This window comes from Lentzea sp. HUAS TT2, from assembly GCF_051853195.1.
Classification (GTDB): domain Bacteria; phylum Actinomycetota; class Actinomycetes; order Mycobacteriales; family Pseudonocardiaceae; genus Lentzea.
In genome coordinates this window covers 6709510-6730563 of record NZ_CP196667.1, presented here as the reverse complement: position 1 = coordinate 6730563, position 21054 = coordinate 6709510, and the positions used below count along the sequence as shown (strand labels likewise).

15 protein-coding genes are annotated in these 21054 nt (G+C 71.1%); 9 read left to right on the top strand and 6 right to left on the bottom strand.

Going from position 1 to position 21054, the window contains the following annotated elements; all coding sequences use genetic code 11:
- Positions 1-609, bottom strand: coding sequence for a hypothetical protein (locus ACSHWB_RS32470; protein ID WP_439657089.1), 609 nt, complete (start codon positions 607-609; stop codon positions 1-3).
- Between the two features lie 118 nt (positions 610-727).
- On the opposite strand from ACSHWB_RS32470, the gene ACSHWB_RS32465 reads away from it, so the two are divergent.
- Positions 728-2185, top strand: a complete 1458-nt coding sequence (locus tag ACSHWB_RS32465; RefSeq protein ID WP_439657088.1) for a hypothetical protein — start codon at positions 728-730, stop codon at positions 2183-2185.
- On the opposite strand, the gene ACSHWB_RS32460 is transcribed toward ACSHWB_RS32465, so the two are convergent.
- Together ACSHWB_RS32460 and fusA are read right to left on the bottom strand one after the other, a co-directional pair.
- Positions 2175-2936: an endonuclease/exonuclease/phosphatase family protein gene (locus tag ACSHWB_RS32460; protein ID WP_439657087.1), complete on the bottom strand. Its 762-nt coding sequence runs from the start codon at positions 2934-2936 to the stop codon at positions 2175-2177. The two genes, ACSHWB_RS32465 and ACSHWB_RS32460, sit on opposite strands and share 11 nt — an antisense overlap.
- A 48-nt stretch (positions 2937-2984) precedes the next feature.
- On the bottom strand, positions 2985-4970 hold the full coding sequence (gene fusA, locus ACSHWB_RS32455) for an elongation factor G (protein WP_439657086.1): 1986 nt from the start codon (positions 4968-4970) through the stop codon (positions 2985-2987).
- A 311-nt stretch (positions 4971-5281) separates the two neighbouring features.
- Between fusA and ACSHWB_RS32450 the strand changes: the two genes are divergently transcribed.
- The 4 genes from ACSHWB_RS32450 (at position 5282) to ACSHWB_RS32435 (ending at position 9662) form a co-directional block, all read left to right on the top strand.
- Positions 5282-5872, top strand: coding sequence for an SGNH/GDSL hydrolase family protein (locus ACSHWB_RS32450; RefSeq protein WP_439657085.1), 591 nt, complete (start codon positions 5282-5284; stop codon positions 5870-5872).
- Positions 5873-5940: 68 nt separating this feature from the next.
- Positions 5941-7092 (top strand): xylose isomerase, encoded by a 1152-nt coding sequence (gene xylA / locus ACSHWB_RS32445; protein WP_439664711.1) that lies wholly within the window; start codon positions 5941-5943, stop codon positions 7090-7092.
- A gap of 1 nt (position 7093) precedes the next feature.
- Positions 7094-8476 (top strand): xylulokinase, encoded by a 1383-nt coding sequence (gene xylB / locus ACSHWB_RS32440; protein WP_439657084.1) that lies wholly within the window; start codon positions 7094-7096, stop codon positions 8474-8476.
- A 46-nt stretch (positions 8477-8522) separates the two neighbouring features.
- A complete protein-coding gene (locus ACSHWB_RS32435) occupies positions 8523-9662 on the top strand; it encodes an ROK family protein (protein ID WP_439657083.1) in 1140 nt (379 codons plus the stop codon).
- On the opposite strand, the gene ACSHWB_RS32430 is transcribed toward ACSHWB_RS32435, so the two are convergent.
- On the bottom strand, positions 9619-9921 hold the full coding sequence (locus ACSHWB_RS32430) for a DUF6223 family protein (RefSeq protein ID WP_439657082.1): 303 nt from the start codon (positions 9919-9921) through the stop codon (positions 9619-9621). The genes ACSHWB_RS32435 and ACSHWB_RS32430 overlap by 44 nt on opposite strands.
- A 133-nt stretch (positions 9922-10054) precedes the next feature.
- On the opposite strand from ACSHWB_RS32430, the gene ACSHWB_RS32425 reads away from it, so the two are divergent.
- Both ACSHWB_RS32425 and ACSHWB_RS32420 read left to right on the top strand, forming a co-directional pair.
- Positions 10055-11140: a sensor histidine kinase gene (locus ACSHWB_RS32425; RefSeq protein ID WP_439657081.1), complete on the top strand. Its 1086-nt coding sequence runs from the start codon at positions 10055-10057 to the stop codon at positions 11138-11140.
- Entirely contained in the window at positions 11137-11802 is a 666-nt protein-coding gene (locus ACSHWB_RS32420) for a response regulator (RefSeq protein ID WP_439657080.1), read from the top strand. The genes ACSHWB_RS32425 and ACSHWB_RS32420 overlap by 4 nt, the downstream gene beginning before the upstream one ends.
- On the opposite strand, the gene ACSHWB_RS32415 is transcribed toward ACSHWB_RS32420, so the two are convergent.
- On the bottom strand, positions 11757-15869 hold the full coding sequence (locus tag ACSHWB_RS32415) for an nSTAND1 domain-containing NTPase (RefSeq protein WP_439657079.1): 4113 nt from the start codon (positions 15867-15869) through the stop codon (positions 11757-11759). The genes ACSHWB_RS32420 and ACSHWB_RS32415 overlap by 46 nt on opposite strands.
- Before the next feature lie 97 nt (positions 15870-15966).
- Here ACSHWB_RS32415 and ACSHWB_RS32410 point away from each other — a divergent pair, with 97 nt between their 5' ends.
- Both ACSHWB_RS32410 and ACSHWB_RS32405 read left to right on the top strand, forming a co-directional pair.
- A complete protein-coding gene (locus ACSHWB_RS32410) occupies positions 15967-16491 on the top strand; it encodes a LuxR C-terminal-related transcriptional regulator (RefSeq protein ID WP_439657078.1) in 525 nt (174 codons plus the stop codon).
- Positions 16492-16501: 10 nt separating this feature from the next.
- Positions 16502-17425 carry a peptidoglycan-binding protein gene (locus tag ACSHWB_RS32405; RefSeq protein ID WP_439657077.1) on the top strand — a complete coding sequence of 308 codons (924 nt, stop codon included), beginning with the start codon at positions 16502-16504 and terminating at the stop codon, positions 17423-17425.
- A 1626-nt stretch (positions 17426-19051) separates the two neighbouring features.
- Here the strand turns inward: ACSHWB_RS32405 and ligA are convergent.
- Positions 19052-21046, bottom strand: a complete 1995-nt coding sequence (gene ligA / locus ACSHWB_RS32400) for an NAD-dependent DNA ligase LigA (protein ID WP_439657076.1) — start codon at positions 21044-21046, stop codon at positions 19052-19054.
- Positions 21047-21054: the final 8 nt, after the last annotated feature.

The window sequence follows — 21054 nt, the reverse complement described above, 5'->3', positions numbered from 1 at the left end:
TCAGTAAACGCAGGGTGGCCGGTAGCCGTCGATCTTCAGGCCCTGGAACTCCAGGTCGTTCTTCGTGTTGCCGACGAACACCAGGCCACGGGCGTCGTCGAGCGCCTCGGCGAGCGGGTAGGACGGCTTGCCGAGCGCGGGCAGATATGTCCAGTCCTTTGTCTTGAAGCTGAAGAACCGCTTCACCAGCCTGCCGCCGGTGGACGGGATCTTCGTGACCCACTTGTCGCCACCGCTCCAGAACTCGGCCGGTCGCAGCTGGACGTAGAGGTCGTCGGTGGCGCGGTAGGTCATCGAGAAACCGGCCGAGTCGGACAGGTCCGCCTGGGCCTCGAACTTGTTGCCCAGCCACACGACCATGACAGCCCAGTCGTCGGCCAGGAACTTGATCTTCGCCGTGTGGTCGTGCCGTCCCTTCGGCACGAGAATGCTGCCGGTCGCGGGCTCCGTGGCACCTTCACCACTGGCGATCCACTGCTGGTATCGGTCGATGGACGGGGTGGCGCACTCGCGGCCGTGGGATGCGTTCGCGACCGCTGTCGAGCCGAGCGTGAACAGCAGCGCGTACGCGATCACCGCGACGCGGCCGAACGTCGATTTCAGGCGCATCTGGCGGACCGTAGCGGAAATTGGTATAAACCATTTCCGTTCACGGTTGACAGCGGTCTCACTTGGTAGCCTGGACAGCGGATTGTGAGCGCTGCTCACGCCGGTCACAGTGAGCCACGTGGACCCCGCCAGATGCATCGCATTCATAGGTGTCGTAACGGTTCTCACCCTCCAACTCACCACCCCGGCCACCGCCTCGACGGACTGTTCCCCCACCGTCGACGACCGGACGTTCGCCTCCGCCACCCAGCTCCGCGCCCTCAACGCCACCGTCGCCGGGTTCGGCGTGCGCGCCACCGGCAGCCCGAACCACAACCGCCTGATCTCCTGGCTGGAACGCCGCGTCGACCGGCTGCCGGGCGTGTCCGTGCGGTCGGAGCCCTTCGCGATCCAGCGCTGGCAGCCGGGCCCGGGTCTCCTGCTGTCGGGCGGCGTCGTGCCGGTCGCCGGCGCCATCCCCTACTCCGCCCCCGGCCTGCGTTCCGGCGAGCTGGTCCGCCTGCCCGCCGGCACCCCGATCACCACCGAGAACGCCCGCGGCAAGGTCGTGCTGCGGGACTTCCCCGCCCTCGACCGCGGGTACCTCGCCGAACCGCTGCTGGACGAGGACATGGTCGACGCGGGCACGGCAGGCGCCGCAGGGGTCGTCGTCGCCTTCCCGTTCCCGCACGAGCAGGTGAAGGGCTACTGGGACCCGCACCTCGGCACCCACTACCGCGTGCCGGGCGTGTTCGTCGGCTCCGACGCGGCTCTGCGGCTGGTCCCCGGCACGCGGACGACGATCGGCGTCCTGGCCGGGCGGGCACCGGCCGTCACCCGGTCGCTGATCGCCACGCTGCCCGGCCTGAGCAACGAGCGGATCGTCCTCGACACCAACACCGACGGCGTGGGATGGGTGCAGGAGAACGGGACCGTCGCCCTGCTGGCACTGGCCGAGCACTTCGCCAGGCTGCCGCTGCGCTGCCGTCCGCGCACGATCGAGTTCGTGTTCGCGACCGGGCACCTGCACCGCCCGGCGGAGGGCAGCGAGTTCCGCGCCCGCGCGCTCGACGCCGAGTACGACTCGGGTTCCGTCGCGTTCGCGTTCGTCCTGGAACACCTCGGCACGCGGGAGTTCCTGCCCCAGAACGGGTCCCTGCAACCGACCGGCCTGGCCGAGTTCTCCGGCTGGTTCGCGGGCAGTCCGGTGCTCACGCAGACGGCGTGGACCGCACTGGCGGGACGCGCGGTCGATCGCTCGTTCGTCCTGCCCGGCAGCGACCTGCCGGTGCCGGGCCGGGTGCCGCAGCAGTGCTCGTTCGGCGGCATCGGCACGCACTTCCACTCGCACCTGATCCCGACGATGGCGATGATCTCCGGGCCGTGGACGCTCTGGGCGCCGTCGTTCGGCGCGGCGGCCGTCGACCACGAACGCATGCGGCGCCAGGTGCTGGCCGCGGGCGACGCGATCACCGCGCTGGCCCCGCTGCCCCGCGACCAGATAGCCGGGCCGTACCTGGAGCAACGGCAGGCGCGGGCGGCCGGCGCACCGACCTGTTCGCACGACCTGCCACCGGAGTGGGCACCTAGAAACTGATGTGCGCCTGGACGGCGAGGTGGTCGGACGGGTACTGGCCGTCTCGCTGGTAGGTGTTGATCGCGGCGGCCTCGACGGTGGCGCCGCGGGTGAGGATCCAGTCGATGCGCGGGCCGTCCGGGACGAGCGGCCCGTAACCGTGGAACGTCCCGTACGCCGGGGTGGTCTGCGGGCCCGCGAGCCACGAGTCGGCCAGCCCGGCCGTCAGGGTGGCGTAGGGCGGTGAGCCGGGAACGTCGTTGAAGTCACCGGTGAGCACGGCCGGCAGCGTCTGGGCCTGCAGCCGGTCGCGCACGAACTCGGCGCTGCGCAGGCGGGCGTTCGCGGACTCGTGGTCGAAGTGCGTGTTGACCGCCACGAACTGCTTGCCGGTCTGGCGATCCGCGAACCGGACCCAGGTGACCATGCGGACCACGTTGTTGCCCCACGACCGCGAGCCCACGACGTTCGGCGTGGCGGAGAGCCAGTGGTGGTCGAACTCCAGCGGTTCCAGGCGGAGCGTGTCGAAGAAGATCGCCATGAACTCGTCGTGGCTGCCGCCCGCGCGGCCCAGGCCGATCCAGTCGTAGTGGTCCGGCAGGTCGTGGGCGATGTCGAGGAGTTGGCCGTAGAGGCCCTCCTGGGTGCCGAGGACGGCCGGGCGTTCGTTGAGCAGCAACTGGGCCATCACCGGTCGTCTCGCCGCCCAGGAGTTCGGCTCGGCGGCCGAGGCGAACTTCAGGTTGAACGACATCACGCTCAAGGTCGACACCGGTCCGAGCATGACACAGGCCCGCCTCCTGAGAGACGGGCCTGCCATTTACGCCGGCGCGTAACCGGTCGGGGTGCTGGTGAAGCTGCCGCGGCCCTGCGTCCGGCTGCGCAACCTCGTCACGTAACCGAACATCTCCGCCAGCGGCACGCTCGCCGTCACCACCGTCGCGCCCGTCCTGGCCTCCGAACCGAGGATCCTGCCCCGGCGCGTCGCCAGATCACCGAGCACACCACCGAGGTACTCCTCCGGCACGGTCACCGTGACCTCGGCGATCGGTTCGAGCAACGTCATGGCGCCCGCCTTCAGCGCCTCGCGCAGCCCGAGCCGTCCCGCCGTGCGGAACGCCATCTCCGAGGAGTCCTTGACGTGCGTGGACCCGTCGGTGAGCGTCACCCGCACGCCGGTCACCGGGTGGCCGAGCGGTCCCTCGGCCAGCGCGTCCCGGCAGCCCTGCTCGACCGCGCGGACGAACTCCTGCGGCACCCGTCCGCCGGTGACGGCGGAGCGGAACTCGAAACCGCTCTCCAGCGGCTCGGTGTCGATCACGATGTGAGCGAACTGTCCCTGCCCTCCGTCCTGCTTCACGTGCCGGTAGACGAATCCCGTGACTCCGGCGCTCACGGTCTCGCGGTACGAGACGCGCGGCCGTCCCATGGTGAGCTCGATGCGGTGCAGCGTGCGCGCCTTCTCCACCGAGACCTCCAGGTGCAGCTCGCCCTGGCCGGACAACACGGTCTGACCGGTCTCCGGGTCCGTCCCGAAGCGCAGGGACGGGTCCTCGTCGACCAGGTGCGCCAGCGCCTCGGTGAGCCGGGAGTTGTCCGCGCTGGTCCGCGTCTCCACGGCCACCGACACGACCGGATCGGCCGACACCGGCGGTTCGAGCAGCAGCGGGGCCGTCGGCGCGCACAGCGTCGTCCCGGTGCGGGCCGACTTCAGCCCCACCAGCGCGACGATGTCTCCCGCCACGGCCTGGTCGACCGGCGTGTGCCGATCGGCCTGGACGCGCAGGATCCGCCCGATGCGTTCGGTGCGTCCCGCCACCTGGACCGTCTCTCCCTTGTGGAGGGTGCCCGAGTAGACGCGGACGTACGCCAGCCGTCCGGTGGCGGTGGCGTTCACCTTGAACACCAACGCCGAGAACGGCGCCTCCGGGTCCGGCTGCCGCTCCTGGCCGTCGACGCCGCGCACCGGCGGAACGTCCACAGGGGACGGCAGGTACGCGATCACCGCGTCCAGCAACGGTTCGATGCCGCGGTTGCGGTACGCCGAGCCGCACAGCACGACGGTCGCCTGACCTCGCTGGGTCAGTTCCCGCAGCGCTTTCACGAGCGTCTGCTCGGACACTCCTTGTGCGAAGAACTCCTCCAATGCCTCGGGGTGCAGTTCCGCCACCGCCTCCTCCAGGAGCCGGCGACGACGTTGCGCCTCTGCCAGCAGCGTGTCCGGCACGGGTCCCTCGGTCATGCCGTCGTCCCAGGTCAGCGCACGCATGCGCACCAGGTCGACGACACCGCGGAACCCGTCCTCCACGCCGATCGGCAGCTGCACGACGAGCGGCACGGTGTGCAGCCGCGTGCGGATCGACTCGACGACGTGGCCGAGGTCGGCGCCCGCCCGGTCGAGCTTGTTGACGAACGCGATCCGCGGCACGCCGTGACGATCTGCCTGCCGCCAAACGGATTCGCTCTGCGGCTCCACGCCCGCGACGCCGTCGAACACCGCGACGGCCCCGTCCAGCACGCGCAGGGACCGTTCGACCTCGTCGGCGAAGTCGACGTGCCCCGGCGTGTCGATGAGGTTGATGCGGTGCCCGTCCCACGTGCAGGTCACGGCAGCGGCGAAGATGGTGATGCCGCGGTCGCGTTCCTGCGGGTCGAAGTCGGTGACGGTGGTGCCGTCGTGGACCTCGCCGCGCTTGTAGGTGCTGCCGGTCGCGAACAGGACGCGTTCGGTGAGGGTGGTCTTGCCCGCGTCGACGTGGGCGAGGATGCCGAGGTTGCGGACAGCGTTCAACGTGCTCGTGCGCATGGCTGTGTGCCTTTGGTGTCAAGGACTTACGGGGTCAGCGCGATGACCCGACGAACACCGCTCAGGGCTTCGTCAGACACTCCGGTACCCGGCGCGCAGCGGGCAGCCGGGGTACGAGGACACGAGGATCACGTCGAAACGGGACGGGAGCACGGCGGTGGTGCGCATGGCCGGTCCCCTCTCGCTCGGTGATGATGATCGTGGAGTGTAAACAGATCGGCACTCTCACGACAGCGGTTTACCTCTTCCAACATTCGCCCACAGCGGACTATTCCCCGGAACACCACCGCAACGCCTGTCGTTCAACGACCATGCGCCTCTGTTTGCTCGGCGACTCGATCGCCGCGGGAGTGGGCAGCACGCGCCGGGAGGACACGCTCGGCCCGTTGCTCGCCGAACGCCTCCGGGCGATGGGACACCAGATCGACCTCAGCGTGCACGCCTTCGCGGGCGCCCGCTCGGCCGACCTGCGCGCCCAGGTCCGCGCCGCGGGTAAGGTCGACCTCGCGGTCGTGGTGATCGGCGCGAACGACCTGACCAGGTTCGTCCCGGCGCACGTCGGCGCGCAGCAGCTGCACGACGCCGTCGCGGACCTGCGCCGGGCGGGTGCCGGGGTCGTCGTCAGCACGGCGCCCGACCTGAGCGTCGTCGCCCACGTGCCGCCCGCGCTGCGTGACGTCGTGTCGGCCGTGAGCCGCGACTACGCCCAGGTGCAGCAGCAGGCCGTCATCCGGGCGGGCGGTGTGGTCGCCCACGTCGAACGCGCGGTGACGCCGCAGTTCGCCGCGGACCCCTCGCTCTTCGCCGCCGACCGCTTCCACCCGTCCGGGGCCGGCTACCGGGCGATCGCCGCGGCTCTGGCGCCCGCGGTCGAGGCAGTCGCCGCGGAACTTCGCGCCTGACCGATTGCGATCACGTCCGCGGCGTCGTACTGTCCGCACTAAGTTCAAGCATTGAACGAATGAGGTGGATGATGAGCGCGCCCACTCCGGCGGACAAGTTCTCCTTCGGTCTGTGGACCGTGGGCTGGCAGGGCCGCGACCCGTTCGGCGAGGCCACGCGCCCCGAACTGGACGTGGTCGAGGCGGTGCACCGGCTCGCCGAGCTGGGCGCCTACGGACTGACGTTCCACGACGACGACCTGTTCGGCTTCGAGGCGACGCACCGCGACCAGCAGATCAGCCGGTTGCAGGGCGCGCTGGCCGAGACCGGGCTCGTCATCCCGATGGTGACGACTAACCTGTTCAGCCACCCGGTGTTCAAGGACGGCGGCTTCACCAGCAACGACCGCGGCGTGCGGCGGTTCGCGCTGCAGAAGGTGCTGCGCAACGTCGAGCTGGCGGCCGAGCTCGGTGCCAAGACGTTCGTGCTGTGGGGCGGGCGTGAGGGCTCCGAGTACGACGTGGCCAAGGACGTGCGGGCGGCGCTCGACCGGTACCGCGAGGCCATGAACCTGCTGACGCAGTTCGTCACCGACCGGGGCTACGACATCCGGTTCGCGCTCGAGCCCAAGCCGAACGAGCCGCGCGGCGACATCCTGCTGCCGACGGTCGGGCACGCGCTGGCGTTCATCACCTCGCTCGACAAGCCCGAGCTGGTCGGTCTGAACCCCGAGGTCGGGCACGAGCAGATGGCCGGGCTCAACTTCGTGCACGGCATCGCGCAGGCGCTGTGGCACGGCAAGCTGTTCCACATCGACCTCAACGGTCAGCGCAGCATCAAGTACGACCAGGACCTGGTGTTCGGGCACGGCGACCTGATGAACGCGTTCGCGCTGGTGGACCTGCTGGAGACGGCCGGTTACGAGGGTCCGCGGCACTTCGACTACAAGCCGTCGCGGACCGAGGACATCAAGGGCGTCTGGGACTCGGCCAAGGCGAACATGGCCACCTACCTGCTGCTCCGCGACCGCGCCGCGGCCTTCCGCGCCGACCCCGAGGTGCAGGAGGCGCTCGAGACGGCGGGCGTCGCCGAGCTGTCGCAGCCCACGCTGAACGCCGGCGAGTCCTACGATGACCTGATCAAGGACACCGGGTTCGACCCCGACCAGGCGGGCGAGCGGGGCTACGGCTTCGTGCGGCTCAACCAGCTCGCCCTCGAGCACCTCACGGGAGCACGCTGACATGACGCTCGTCGCCGGCATCGACTCGTCCACGCAGTCGTGCAAGGTCGTGGTTCGCGACGCGGACACCGGTGAGCTCGTCCGGGAGGGCCGCGCGGCTCACCCGGACGGCACCGAGGTGCACCCCTCGCACTGGTGGAGCGCGTTGCAGACCGCATTGGCCGACGCAGGCGGGCTCGACGACGTGTCGGCGGTGAGCGTCGCGGGACAGCAGCACGGCATGGTCTGCCTCGACGAGGACGGCGAGGTCGTGCGCGAGGCGCTGCTGTGGAACGACACCCGTTCCGCGGCGGCCGCCGCTTCTCTGACGGACGAGCTGGGCGCGGCGGAGTGGGCGTCGCGGATCGGCCTCGTGCCGGTCGCGTCGTTCACCATCACGAAGCTGCGCTGGCTCGCCCAGCACGAACCGGCCAACGCCAAGCGCACCGCCGCCGTCTGCCTGCCGCACGACTGGCTGACGTGGCGGCTGCGCGGCACCGGCGCGCTCTCCGACCTGGTCACCGACCGTTCCGACGCGTCGGGCACCGGCTACTTCGACTCGGTGGCCGACGAGTACGTGCCGGACCTGGTCTCGCTGGCGCTGGGGCGTTCCGACGTGGTGCTCCCCCGTGTCCTGGGACCGGCGGAGTTCGTGGACGGCCCGGTGCGGCTCGGCGCGGGCGCCGGTGACAACGCCGCGGCCATGCTCGGCGTGGGCGGCGGCGCGGACGTCGTGGTGTCGCTCGGCACGTCCGGCGTCGTGACCGCGACCGCCGACGTCCGGGCGGAGGACCCGTCCGGCATCGTGGCGGGCTTCGCCGACGCGACGGGCCGCTACCTGCCGCTGGCGTGCACGCTGAACGCCGCCCGCGTGCTGGACGCGACCGCCCGGATGCTCGGCGTGGACCTGGCCCGGTTGAGCGAGCTCGCGCTATCGGCCAAGCCGGGTGCCGAGGGCGTCGTGCTGGTGCCCTACCTGGAAGGCGAACGGACGCCGAACCTGCCCGACGCGACGGGTGCGTTGCACGGACTGACGCTCACCAACGCCACTCCGGCCAACATCGCGCGTGCCGCGGTGGAAGGCATGCTTTGCGGTCTCGCGGTGGGCCTCGACGCACTCGCGGAGCAAGGTGCGGACGTCACGGGCGTACGGCTCGTGGGCGGCGCGGCGGCTTCACGTGCGGTGCGGGAGATCGCGCCGATGGTGTTCGGTGTGCCCGTGACGGTGCCCGCGCCCGGTGAGTACGTGGCGAACGGCGCGGCACGGCAGGCGGCGTGGACGCTCACGGGTGGCGACACCCCGCCGGAGTGGGCGGGCGCGGACAGCACCCGGTACGAGGCGGCGGCCGTGCCCGAGATCCGCGCGCGGTACGGCGATGCCGCGCAGAGGTACCTGAACCGATGACGGTCCGCGTGCGGGCCTGCGCACCCGCGCCGCGATACTGGCACCGATGACCACCGTCGACCACCTGCGCCAGGTCCGCCTCGGCAACCTGCGGACGGTGCTGCTCGCGCTCGTCGACCGCCCCGGCTCGCGGGCCGACCTCGCTGCCCGCACCGGCCTCACCAAGGCGACGCTGTCCAACCTCACCGAACCGTTGCTGGCCAACGGGATCCTGGTCGAGGAACCGGCCACGCTGGCCGGTGTGGGCAGGCCGTCCAAGCCGTTGCGCTTCCACCCGGACGGGCCGGTCGCGGTCGGCGCGGAGATCAACGTGAGCCACCTCGCCGTCGAGACCATCGGGCTCGACGGCGAGACGCTCGACCGCCGTCTCGTGGCCGCGGACATGCGCAAGGCCACGGCGGACGAGGTGCTCGACCAGGTCGCCGAGCTGATCCGCGAGGTCACCGGGCCACGCCCGCTGCTGGGCGCGGGCCTCGCCATCCCCGGTGTCGTGCACGACGGCGCCGTCATCAGGACCCCGAACCTGCCCAACCTCGTCGGCGTCCGACTGGCCGAGGGCCTGAGCAGCCGAACGGGCCTCGACGTCCAGCTCGACAACGAGGCGAACCTCGCCGCGCTCGCCCACCTGTGGCCGCGGCACCTCGCGGGTGAGGACTTCGTGCACGTCACCGCGGACGTCGGCATCGGCGCGGGTGTCGTGCTGAACGGCGAGGTGTACCGCGGGGTCAGCGGGTTCGCGGGCGAGCTCGGGCATGTCGTGATCGAACGCAACGGCGTGCTGTGCACGTGCGGCAGCCGCGGTTGTGTGGAGCGTTATGCCGGGCTCGACGTCATCCTGCGCGAGGCGGGACGGCGGCGGCTCGACTCGTTGCGCAAGGCCCTCGACGCGGGCGACCCGAAAGCCCTGGACGCCGTGCGGAACGCCGGTGAGGCGCTCGGGGTCGGGATCGCCACGCTGATGAACCTCTTCGACGTCCCGACGGTCGTGCTCGGCGGCAGTTATGCCGTGCTGTACGACCATCTTCGCGAGGCGGTGCGGTCCGAAATGGACCGCAGGGTGCTCGCGGGCGGCGAACGGCACAGCAGGCTGCTCGCCTCACCCCTCGGCGAGTTCGCGGTCGTGCGGGGCGCGGCGGGACTGGTCACGAGGCGCGCGGTGCAGCAGCCCGAGCGGCTCTTCGCCTAGCCAGGCCGCCGAGCACCAGGCCGGCCACGCCCACCACGAGCGACACGTAGCCGCCGACGATGCCGTAGCCGGTACCGGGGCCGCCCTTGGCCATCAGCACGACCGCGACGCCGATCAGCGCCCCGACCCCGCCCAGCACCATCGCCCACAGGCTGAGCCCGCGTCGTGTGAGCGCTAACAACCCAATAGCGCCAACGGCAACACCGATCAGCGACCACATTCGGCCGGCGGTCATCTCATAAGCAGCGGAAAGCAACATGGGCACCAGCGTGGACCGCCGACCCACCGCGAGTCGTCGTGCGGGCGCAGACACCGGATACCGCGGGCGCAGTAGTCCGAGAATCCTCCCAGCGCACGATCTACCAGCGCGAACAGAGGAATAAGGTGCACGCATGAGCAGGCGCTGGCTGGACTGGGCGATCGCCGCGGGCGTGGCGGCGAGCCTCGTGGTGGCCGGGCATCCCGCCACCGGACCGGGTTACGTGTTGCTGGCCGCGAGCGGGTTGGCGCTCGCGGCCCGCCGGACGGCACCGATCGCCGTGCTGGCTGCCACCGGTCTGCTCGCGCTCGGCTACCAGGCCACCGGGGCGGACGTGCCGGTGATCGCGTTCCTGTTCGCCGTCTACTCGACCATGCGGGCGGGCCACCGCGTCGTCACGCTCGCCGGTTCCGTGCTGATGCTCGCCACGCTGCCTCTGGCCGCGCTCGTCTCGCCGCGCGACCTCACCACGTACGAGGCGTTCGCGCAGACCCGCGACGTCCTGCAGATCGCCTGGCTGATCGCCGCCGCGGCCGCCGGGGAGGCGCTCAGGCAGGCCGAACGCAGGGCCGACGAGGCCGAACGCACCCGCGAGGAGACCGCGCGAAGGCGGGCCGACGAGGAACGCCTCCACATCGCGCGTGAACTGCACGACTCCCTGACCCACCAGATCTCGGTGATCAAGCTGCAGGCCGAGGTCGCCGTCCACCTCGCCCGCAAACGCGGTGAGGACGTGCCCGAGTCCCTCCTGGTGATCCGCGATGCCGGCCGGGAGGCCGCCAGAGAGCTCCGCGCCACGCTCGAAGCGCTGCGCGACGACGACAAGACCCCGCCACACGGCCTCAAGGACGTCCCCGACCTCGTCGAACGCGCCAGATCCACCGGCCTGGACGCCCGGCTCACCATCGAGGGCAGCCACGACGACGTGCCGGCCGCGGTCGAACGGACGGCGTACCGGATCGTGCAGGAGTCGCTCACCAACATCGACCGCCACGCCGCCGCGGCGACCGCGCGGATCCACATCGACTACCGCCCGGACTCGTTGGTCATCAACGTGGACGACGACGGCAAGGCCCTACCCAGGAACCCGGAACAACCCGGTGTCGGGCTGCTCGGCATGCGGGAGCGGGTCACCGCGCTCGGCGGCCACCTCCGCGCGGAACCACGAACCGAGGGCGGGTTCAGCGTGCGCGCCGAACTCCCCGTGGCACAGCCATGATCCGCGTCCTGCTGGTGGACGACCAGCCGTTGATCCGCAGCGGGTTCCGCGCGCTGCTGGACGCCGAGGACGACATCGAGGTCGTGGCCGAGGCCGCGACGGGCCACGAGGGTCTCGCCCAGGCCCGCGCGCACCTGCCGGACATCGCCATGGTCGACATCCAGATGCCGGGGATGGACGGCATCGAGGCGACCCGGCAGATCGCCGCCGACCCGGCACTGACCGGCACGCACGTCGTGATCCTGACCAACTACGGCCTGGACGAACACGTCTTCCACGCGCTGAAGGCGGGCGCGGCCGGGTTCCTCGTCAAGGACGTCCATCCGGAGGACTTCCTGCACGCCGTCCGGGTCGCGGCGCGCGGCGACGCGCTGCTGGCCCCGTCGATCACGCGCAGGCTGATCGACAGGTACGTGAGCCAGCCGCTGCACCAGAACCACAGCCTCGCCGAGCTCACCAACCGCGAACGCGAGGCCGTCACGATGGTCGCGCGCGGCCTGTCGAACGACGAGATCGCCGCAAGCATGGTGATCAGCCCGCTCACCGCCAAGACCCACGTCAACCGGGCGATGATGAAGCTGCACGCCCGCGACAGGGCCCAGCTCGTGGTGATCGCCTACGAGTCGGGCCTGGTGGTCCCGCACACCTCGGGACGCGGGTAACCCTCGGCGCAGATGCGCTCCTCAGCGTCCACAACGGACAGCGACCAGCGGATGACCCGCGCGTCGTTCGCGCCGGACACCAGCTCGTCCTCCCGCGTGAACGCCACGGCCTGCACCGGTCCGGTGTGCCCGGTCAGCGTGATCCCCGACCGGGTGCCGAGGTTCCACACGACGACCGCGGCGTCCTCTCCCCCGGACGCCAGCGCGTCGCCGGACGGGCTGAACGCCAGCGCCACCACCGGCGCGGAGTGGCCGGTCAGCGTCATCAGCTCGGCACCGGTGGCCACGTCCCAGACCTTCACCGTGCGGTTGGCGCCCGCCGTCGCGAACCGCGTGCCGTCCGGGCTGATCGCCACGTCACGCACGTCGCCCTGACCGGTGCTGACCCGTCGTTCGAGCTTGTCGCCGGCCAGGTCCCACAGCATCGCGCCGCCCGCCGGGTCGGTGGAGATCAGCAGGCGGCCGTCGGGAGTGAACTCGACGGCGCTCGCGATGTACGGACCGCCGGAGAACGCGCCCTGCACCAGATCGGGCAGGCTCCACCGGAACCGCCCGAGCGACGCCGTGACGATGCCGCGCCCGTCCGGCTGGAACGCGATGTCGGTCGAGGCGCCCAGACCGCTGTAGGACAACGACGACAGCCGCTCCCGCCGGGCGACGTCCCACAGCGAGATGGTGTGGTCGCGGGTCAGGGCAGCCAGCCGGGAGCCGTCCGGGCTGAACGACACCGACTCGACCCTGTCGGAGTGACCGTCCAAAGTGGCCAGTGCGGTGCCGTCGAGGTCCCACAGCCGCACGGTTCCGTCGTCGCCCGCGGACGCGACCGTGCCGTGGGAGACGTCGATGTCGTTGATGCCGTCGGAATGCCCGGTGAACGGCGGCACGGCGTCCTCGCGCACCGCGACGATCCGGCCGTAACCGCCGGAGACCAGCAGCGTGCCGTCCCGTCCCAGCGCGATCGCCCTGGACTCGGTGCGGCCGCGGTCGCGGTAGGTCGTGATCGGCCGGCCGGCCCGGACGTCCCAGACGGTGATGAGCCCGTCCTCGTCCGCGACCGCCATCCGGCCGCCCACCGGCGCGGACGCCTCCCACGCGTACGCGCCCTGCTTCGGCAGCTCGGACAGCAGCTTCCCGCCCGCGTCCCAGAACTTGACGCCGTCGCGCAGTGTCGCGGTGACGATCGCCTCGCCGTCGAAGTGGACGTTGTTGACCTCCAGCGACGGGATCTCGCCGATCCGCGTGCCGGAGGCGACGTCCCACACCAGCGGCCGCTCCTTGCCGTTCGCGGTGACCAGCCGCGATCCGTCCGGGCTGAACGCCAGCGCGTTCACCTCGCTCGTGTGGCCCTGGAACGTGCGGCTGGTCCGGGCGGCGACGTCCCACACCTCGACGGCGCCGCCGGCGACACCGACCGCGAACGCCGTCCCCGCCGGGTGGAACGCGAGCCCGGCGGTGATCAGCTCGAACTGCTGGGAGAACACGGCTTTGCCGGTCGCGAGGTCCCACACCACGACGTCACCGCGACTTCCGCCCAGCGCGGGCAGCGACGCGTTCGAGGCGAGGAACCTGTCGTCCGCGCTGAACTCGGCCTGCCGGGCGTAGCCTCCGTCGGTGAACCCGTTGTGGTCCGCGAGCAGGAGCTTCCTCGACCTCGTCCGCGGGTCCCACAGCGTCACGTGGCCGTCCCGGTCCGCCGTCGCGATCACGTCACCCTTGTGCGACACGCTCACATCCAGCACCGGCGGCCCGTCGGCGTTCAGCTCGATGCGGTGGCGTGGTGCGGAGGCCGTGCTCAGCAGCGCGCCTCGGGTGTCGTCGTCGGCGTGCAGCCGGTACGCGGACAGGGCGAGCTGGCCGGCGAGGTCGGGGGCCGTGTCGACGAGGCCGCGGGCGGACAACGCGGTCTGGTGGGCCTGCTCGATCCGTTGCCGCAGCTGGGCCTCCCGCGACTGCCACCACGCGACGCCGCCTCCGCCCGCGGCCAGCAGGAGCAGCACGCCCATGATCGCGACGAGCCGGGTGAGCAGCCGGTTGCGGCGCTTCACCGTCACCTGCTCGGCCTCCTCGCGCTCGCGGCTCGCCCCGAGGAACGCCTCCTCCGCCGCGTTCAGCTCGCCGGGGTGGTCCTGGGCCCAGGCCGACGCGGTCAGCAGCTGCGCGCCCCGGTAGAGCGCGCCCTCGTCGCGGTCCAGCTCGGCCCAGGTGTGCGCGGCGGCGGTCAGCCTGCGATGGACCAGCAACGTCGAGCGGTCGTCGGAGAGCCAGCGCTGCAGCCGGGGCCACGCGCGGATCAGCGCCTCGTGGGCGATCTCCGCGGTGTCCTCGTCCAGCACGACCAGCCGTTCGGCGACCAGGCGGCCGAGCACGGCGTCGATCACGTGCGGTTCGGCGGTGCCGTCGAGCTCGGCGCGGCGGATCGGCCTGCGGGTGTCCTCTGTGCCGTCGCCGAACGCGGTGAGCCGCACCAGGATCCGGCGCATGGCCCGCTGTTCTGCGTCCACCAGGTCGCCGTAGGCGCGTTCGGCGGTCTGCGCGATCGCCCCGCGTACCCCGCCGCCTGCCCGGTACGCGGCCAGGGTCAGTTCGGTGCCGGAACGCTGCCAGGTCTCGACGAGCGCGTGCGACAGCAACGGCAGCGCGCCCGGCTCGGCGTCCACGTCGGCGAGCACCGTCGCGAGCAGGTCCGGGGCGACGGACAGCCCGCTCATCGTGGCCGGGCGCAGCACGATGTCGCGCAGGTCGGCGCCCGACGGCGGCCCGACCAGCACCGTCGCCTCGTCCGCCAGCGCCTGCACCAGACCGGGGTGCTGCGTGACGTGGGCCAGGAAGTCCGCGCGGACGCCGAGCACGACCCGCGTCCTGCGGTGTGGCCCCAGGGCGGCGTCCAGCAGCACGCCGATGAACTGTGAGCGTTCACTTTCGTTGGTGCACAGGGTGAACAGCTCTTCCAGCTGATCGACGACCAGCAGCACGCGCACGTCGTCCGGGCCGTTCGCGAGCGCGTTGCGCACCTCGACGTCGAACGCCGCCGGGTCCGCGCCGAGGTCGGGCCGTTTGCCGGTGAACGACGCGAGCGCGGTGGTGAGCGCTGCCATCGGGTGCGCGGTCGGGGTGATCACGATCGGCCGCCACGCCGTGCCGAGCCCGCCGACGACACCGGCCCGCAGCAACGAGGACTTGCCGCTGCCGGACGCGCCGAACACCCCGACGACCGGATGGCGCTCGATCCGCCGCGTCACCAGGTCGACCAGGTCGTCCCGGCCGAAGAACCACGGGTGGTGCTCGGGCTGGTACGCCATCAGGCCGCGGTACGGGCAGTCCGCGCGGGTGGTCCGCGGCCGCGCGGGTTCGTGCAACGGCGCGCCCTGCAGCATCGTCTCGTGCAGGCCGCGCAGCTCGGGGCCGGGTTCTATGCCGAGGTCGCTCACGAGCCGTTCGCGTGCCCGACGGAACACCTCCAGGGCCTCCGCCTGCCGTGACGCGCCGTAGAGGGCGGTCATCAGCTTGGCGTGCAACGGTTCCCGGTACGGGTTGGCCTGCGCCAGCTCGGCCAGGCCGCCGATCACCTCGGTGTGGCGGCCCAGCGCGAGCTCCGCCGTGGCCCGTGCCTCGGCGGCCCGCAGCCGGGCCTCGTCCAGTCGCGCGCCGAACTGGCCGGGCAGGTCCGGGTAGGCGGGGCCGCGCCACAGGCCGAGCGCCTCGGCGAGCAGGTCCGCGGCCTTCGCGAGATCCCCCTGGGCGAGCGCCTGTTCGCCGTCCTCGGTCAGCTGGTCGAACCGGTCGGCGTCGAGCTCGCCGGGTTCGACCGCGAGCTGGTACCCGGCGGGCTCGCGGGTGATCCGGTCGCCGAGGCCGAGCGTGCGCTTGAGCCGGTGGACGTACAGCCGGACGTTCTCCTGCGCGGAGGCGGGCGGAACCTCCCAGAGCACCTCGATCAGCCGTTGCGGCGAGACGGGTGTGTTCGCGTGCCGCACCAGCATCGCGAGCAGGATCCGCTGCTTCGCCGACCGCAACGGGATCTCCTCCCCACCCGCCACGACGATCGGACCGAGCACTCGGAACCGCACACACCCTCCCCCGATGATCGGCGGAACGGTAACAACGACCTGGCGTTATACGCAGCCGATACGGAGAAATACGGACCTCTCCCGACTGTTCCGGGATGTGCGAACCATCCATGTCTCCCTGTCGCTGCGGAACACCCTGCTGGCGGACAAGATCTCGCTCCGTCTCGCCTCCGTGCCGTGGGCTCGCCCAGGCGCTCCCGCCGACGTGACCGTGACCGACGCCGGTGACGCCGCCGGGCCGCACACGGTCGCGGTGCTGCACTCGTTCGACGCGGTGGAAGGCCTGGTGCGGCTGGGGGTGACCGGGCTCGTGCTCGCCGACGACCCGCCGGAGGACATCGTTCGGGCCGTCCACGACGTGCACCGGTTCGGCGGCTGGGTGTCGCCCCGGCTGGTGTCCTCGCTGCTGCCCGGTCCCCCGCCCGCGTCGCTGACCGCACGCGAGCGGGAGACGCTGCGACTGGTCGCGGAGGGCAGGGAGAACGCGGAGATCGCCGCGGCCATGTTCATCACGGTGAGCGCGGTGAAGTACCACGTGTCGAACCTGCTCAGGAAGTTCGGCTGCCGCGACCGCACACAACTGGTCTCGCGACTAGGGCGCCCGCTGGCGGTGCGTTCCTAGCGTGCTCGGCATGAGAATCCTCGTTGCCGCCCTGATCTCGTTCGGGGTTCTGATAGGTGTCGTCAGCCCCGCTCAGGCGGCTCTGCCGTCGTGGCCGAACGTCAAGGAGGGTCAGAACGGCGCGACCGTCCTGACCGCCCAGCACCTGCTGCGCCACCGCGGTTACAACATCGACGCCGACGGCGACTTCGGCCCGGCCACCGAGGCGGCGGTCAAGCAGTTCCAGACCGCCAACGGCCTGTCGTCCGACGGTCAGATCGGCCCGAACACCTGGCCGAAGCTGATCGTCAGCGTCCAGCAGGGCAACAACAGCAACGCCGTGCGCGCCGCCCAGGTCCAGCTCAACCGCTACGGCTACGGCCTGGACGAGGACGGCGACTTCGGCGGCGGCACGCGCAGCGCGGCTGTGGCGTTCCAGAGCTCGAAGGGCCTGTCGGCGGACGGCATCGTCGGCCCGAACACCTGGCAGACCCTGGTCGGCGGATCGGGCTCCGGCGGCGGTGGCGGTGGCACCTACAGCCTGCCGCTGGCCAAGAGCGCCCTGCCGCGCAGCGAGTACGACGACCCGCACCACGACTACCCCGCCATCGACCTGCCGGTGAACAGCAAGCCGGCCTACGCGATGGTCACCGGCACCGCGTACCGCATCAACGAGCCCAGCGGCTGCGGCAACGGCCTGCGGATCGTCAAGAGCGGCGTCGACTACATCTACTGCCACTTCTCGTCGTGGTCGGTCTCGAACGGGACCGCCGTCAAGGCCGGTGACCGCGTCGGCACGACCGGCAACACCGGCAACTCGACCGGTCCGCACCTGCACATCGCGATCAAGATCAGCGGGACCTCCTACTGCCCGCAGAACTTCCTGCTCGCGCTGTACGACGGGCGGACGCCGCCGGCTCCGTCGTCGCTGCCCCGCACAGGCTGCTTTTACTGACCGGCTCGGTGGCGGCCCGGGGTTCCGGGCCGCCACCAGGGCGACACCGAGCAGAACGCCGCGATCGGCGCGTACTTCCACCGGCGTACGACGTCCGAGCCGAGCCCTGGCCGCACAGGTTCAGGATCCATCACTTCCCGCTCCAAGGCTCACCAGTCCTTGCTCTCCCCCCGGCAGCCGTTCGGCCCCGCAGTCACAAAGACTGCTGATCGATGGGGAGCCGAGTGCTGATCGCCGTCTCGAGGTCTGCCATCGTGCGCCGAAAGACGGCCTCGAGATCGCCGACATCGCCCATGAAGCCGAGCATGAACTCCTCCCAGGTCGACGATCCGGCAGCCCACTGGTGTCGCGGCTTAGTTATGCTCCGTTGAGCCGAGCAGGAGGCTGGGCGGCGCGGTCGCTCGTCACTGAAACCCGCATGGTCGCGCTCTCACGCACATCTGCTGCGGAGTTGGCGGTAGAAAACTGCCGGCGCAATCGCTTGCTGATCACCTCAAGTACCGCCAACCATGCAGGTGACAGCTATGAGAGCGCGATCTTCAAGATCGAAGCCCGGCCACCTGCCGACGTCCCTGCCACTCGTCACCGATCCAAGAGATAGCTGCGACGCCCTACTAGAGACGCGCGACCTCCGACGTGGACATGGGCGGCGTCGTTGCCCACTAGAGCGGGGGACCCGCCGCGCGGGCCCCAAGGTTTCGGCGGATCCCGGTGCAGCGGTGAGCGACCACACAGATCGTTCCGGAAACACTCTGGGCCTGGTGCCCGTTATACGTGTTGGTCGGTGCGGTCCGTGTCCCCCGGGCCTCACCTCATCGCCTTCGCGGAACACCGTTCGGCTGGTACCGCGTCGAGCCACTCGCCGAGAGGCGACCGATCGCATCGGCCTCACCAAGCCCGCCCCCAAGCCGTCATTCTCCCCGACGGACGACTTGAGGGCGTCCGGTCGGCGCGGGCCTCTCCTGCCGCGCCGACCACCTGCCTTTCTTGCACCGCAAGGCGTTCTGGCTGGCGGACGGTGACCCGCCACACAGGTTCCCCTGGAACACAACGGATGTCCGCCCCGTTGTACGGGGTGGTCGGTGCGGAACGAGTCCCCGGGCCCCAACAGAATCGCCTTCGCGGCATACCGTTCGGCTGGAACCGCGTTGTGCCCACCGCCGAGAGGCGACCGCCGCACCGACCACAAGCCACGCCCTCAGGCCGCTCACCCCCAGACGGCTTGAGGGCCTTCCTCACCTCGGGGAACTTCCTTCTACGAAAGGGAGTTCGCCACCGGTCACCGGTGAGCGAGCACACAGACCCCAGACCACGCCCTCAAGCCGCACACCCCCCAACCGGCTTGAGGGCCTTCCCACCACCGCGATTCCCTTGCACCACAACACCACCCGGTGAGCGAGCACACAGATCACCAGGAAACACAACGGAACCCCGCACCGTTGAACAGAACGGTCGGCGCGGAACGAGTCCCCGGGCCCCAACACCAATGCCCTCGCGGAACACCGTTCACCCGGAGCCGCGTCGTGCCCACCGCCGAGAGGCGACCGCCGCACCGACCACCTCAGAACCCGCCCCCAGGCTGCCGTCCTCCCCCAGGCAGCGTGGGGGCTTCCTGCATTGACGGGGTCAGGCGACCCCGGCGGCGATCAGCTTCGTCCAGATCTCGCCCTGGTCCACGACCTCGACGCCGAGCTTCTCCGCCTTCGTCAGCTTGCTCGCGCCCACGCCCTCGCCCGTGATGAGCAGGTCCGTGGTGGCCGAGACAGAGGAGGCGGCGGTGGCGCCGGCGCGTTCGCACATCTTCTGGAACGTCGGGCGGGTGACCTTCTCGCCGGAGCGCGGGTCGCTGATCGAGCCCGTGATCACGACCGACTTGCCCTCCAGCGGTGCGCCGGCGACCACGACCGGGGGCAGGTCCTCCTCGCGCACCTCCAGGGAGACGCCGCGGTCCCGCAGGCGTTCGATCTCCGGGCGCAGGCGGTTCAGGTGGAAGGTGATCGACTCGGCGACCTTCTGGCCGATGTCCTCCACAGCGACGAGCTTCTCGACGCCCGCGTCGGCCACCTCCTCCAGGGAGCCGAAGCCCGCGCGGCACAGGCGGGCCGCGGTGCCCTCGGAGGCCATCGGGATCGAGAGGCCGATCATGGCCCGGCGCAGGCCCACGGAGCGGCTGCGGTCGATCGACTCGATCATGCGGGTCGCGGAGACCTCGCCCACGCGGTCGAACTCCAGCAGGCGTTCCTTGGTGAGCGTGTAGAAGTCGGACGGGTTCACCAGGTCGCCCGTCTCGGCGAGGCGCTCGATCCACACCTGGCCGATGGCGTCGATGTCGGCGGCGGCGCGCGAGGACCAGTGGATCAGGCGGCGCACGGTCTGGGCGGGGCAGACGGCGTTCGTGCAGAACAGCTCGCGGCTGTTGCCCTGTTCGGTCAGCGGTTCGGCGCACGACGGGCAGACGGAGGGCGGGATGATCTCGCGTTCGTCGCCCGTGCGCTTCGACTCGTCGAGGACGCCCGCGACGAACGGGATCACGTCGCCCGCGCGCCGGACCAGGACCGTGTCACCGATCTTGATGCCGCGCGAGCGGATGACCTCCTGGTTGGCCAGCGTCGCGCGGGTGACGGTGGTGCCGCCGACGAACACCGGCTCGAGCCACGCGACCGGGGCGATCTTGCCGGTCTTGCCCACGTCCCACACGACGTCCTTCAGGACCGTCGTCTTCTCCTCGGCGGCGAACTTGTACGCGATCGCGCCACGCGGGGACGACGAACGGGTGCCCGCGGCCGCGAACGCGTCGCGGTTCGCCAGGCGCAGCACCGCGCCGTCGAGGTCGTAGTCGAGCGAGTTGCGGGCCTCCTCGATGCCGCCGATCAGCTCCTGCGCCTCGGCCGCGGAGGAGCAGTGCTTCATCTCCGCGACGCTGAACCCCAGCTTGCGCAGGCCCGCGTCGAGGTCGGAGTCCGCGCTCTCCGGCTCGGTCGTCAGGTCGAAGGCGAAGAACTGCATCCGCCTGCCCTCGACGGCCTTCGGGTCCTTCGCGCGCAACGTGCCCGCGGCCGCGTTGCGCGGGTTGATCAACGGCTTGTCCGGGTGTGCCGCGTTGTACGTGTCGAACGTCGAGCGCAGCATCACGCACTCGCCCCGCACCTCGACGCGGCCCGGCGCCTCCACCCTGTCCGGCACGCCGTCGCACAACGCGCGCGTCAGGAACGTGACGTCGTCGCCCGTCGTGCCGTCGCCACGGGTCACAGCGCGCGCCAGGCGCCCGTTCTCGTACACCAGAGCCAGCGACAGGCCGTCGAGCTTCGGCATGACCACCACGGGCTGACCGGGGAACCGCGCGAAGAACGACTCGACCTGCTCGGGCTTGTTCGCCTTCTCCAGCGACAGCATCGGCCGCGAGTGCCGCACCGGCGCGTGCAGCACCGACGGCGCACCCACGTGGTCGAGCGGGTTGTCCTCCGGTGCCAGCTTCGGATGCTTGGCGACCAGGGCGCGGAACTCGTCCTCGATCGCGTCGTACTCGGCGTCCGCGACCAGCGGCTCACCCTGGTAGTACGCGTCACGCAGCTCGACGATCCGCGCGGCCAGCACCTGAATCCGATCCCCAGCAGCACTCATGGACGGGA